Annotated in this window: 2 protein-coding genes; both read left to right on the forward strand. The window is 38.6% G+C overall.

Annotated elements, in window-relative coordinates:
* Positions 1-20 precede the first annotated feature (20 nt).
* Positions 21-611, forward strand: a complete 591-nt coding sequence (locus QZ334_RS08230; RefSeq protein WP_295233570.1) for a nitroreductase — start codon at positions 21-23, stop codon at positions 609-611.
* A 421-nt stretch (positions 612-1,032) separates the two neighbouring features.
* Positions 1,033-1,797, forward strand: a 765-nt coding sequence (locus tag QZ334_RS08235) for an MFS transporter (RefSeq protein ID WP_323758630.1), incomplete at its 3' end; no start/stop codon positions are given.

Raw genomic sequence — 1,797 nt, forward strand, 5'->3', positions numbered from 1 at the left:
ATTTGTCTTAGGAGGTCCTCATGAATACCTTAGAATGTATTAAAACTCGCCATAGTACGCGTAAGTTTAAAGCGGGTCAATTATCTCGAGAACTTATCGATCAAGTCCTCGATGCTGGCCGCCGTGCTCCATCTGGCGGTAATACACAATTGACATATTTCATGGTCATTACGAACCAAGATGTACTCAAAGAGTTAGTAACACTCGTTCAAGAGGAATACGGCAAAATGCCGATTACAGAAAATACATTACCTTACATGGTGAATATCATCAAAATGTCCGGTGAAGGTAAATTTGTATTTAACTATGGTGCACCGGCGCTCATCGTACTAGCAAGCCAAGCAAGCTATGCAAACAACTTTGCCGATGTGTCTTGTGCTATGCAAAACATGATGCTTGCTTGCAATGAACTCGATCTTGGCAGCTGCTGGGTAAACCAAATCCGCCATCTTCAAGATAACGAACGCATCCAAGCCAAAATGCGTGAACTAGGACTTAAAGAAGGTGAAAAATTATATGCTAGCCTTGCTATTGGCTATCCAGACTTACCAAACGGTCTTAACCGCCGCGAAATCGAAGCAAAAGGCTATCCTGTAACATATATTGATTAATTAAGCCTATAAAATCGATTATATCTTTGTATGCGTGCTATATTATATCTTTGTGTGCGTGCTATAGTATGTAATATACTCTGAATACTGTAGCATCTTATCGATTAGTAAAATCAATATATTCACGTACAATATATAAATATATTCACAATTAATATACAACACAAAAGCGCTATCTATCTCACAACTCTAATTGAGTGTCTATCGGAATAGATAGCGCTATTTTATTGACACCATTCATGTATTTTGGTACTAGTTCTCTCTAATAAATAGTAGATATTTTAATGACCTATAATCTATGCGTTAAGCCCATAATGGTGCACCAAAATAGCAATTTATCATAATTAAAAATAAAACATAGTCGACTTTTAGTCATACATGGTATGATAAAAAAGACATTTTGTAGAAAGGATGTGTGATGATGTCGATCTTCTCTCCAGCTCCTCATATTGAACGATTACCAGAGGGGCAAATCGATTCCACCTACAAACGTCTTCGCAAAGAAGTCTTTGCAGGTACTTTTATTGGTTATGCTACATTCTATTTGATCCGCCAAAACTTTAGTTTAGCTGTTCCGTACATGATTGCTGAGTACGGCTACACTAAAGCGGATCTTGGTATTGTCATGACCCTCTTATCCGTAGCGTACGGCGTAAGTAAATTTGTCATGGGTAATGCGTCTGACCGCTCTAACCCAAAATACTTCTCCACAGTAGGTCTATTGCTCAGTGCTTTAGTTATGTTATTATTCGGCACCTTACCTGGTGTTTTAAGCAGTATTCCTATTATGTGCGTACTCGCCTTCTTAAATGGTTGGTTCCAAGGTATGGGCTATCCTCCATATGCGAAAAATATGGTAACTTGGTTCTCCCGTTCTGAACGCGGTGCTTGGTGGTCCTGGTGGAACGTATCCCACAACCTTGGTGGCGGTATCATCGCACCTCTTGCTACGTTAGGTATCTATCTATTTGGTACATGGCATAGTATTTTCTTCTTCCCTGCTCTTATTTCTATCGTGTTAGCTGTTGTTACATTTTTCTTGTTGAAAGACACACCTCAATCCTGTGGCTTACCACCTATTGAGGAATACAAACACGAACCAGTGGCAGCTGAAGTAAGCGATGAAAATAAAACTACTTTCAAAGAAATTTTCTACAAATATATTTTGCATAACAAATACTTATGG

This window comes from Veillonella sp., from assembly GCF_019414865.1.
GTDB lineage: Bacteria > Bacillota > Negativicutes > Veillonellales > Veillonellaceae > Veillonella.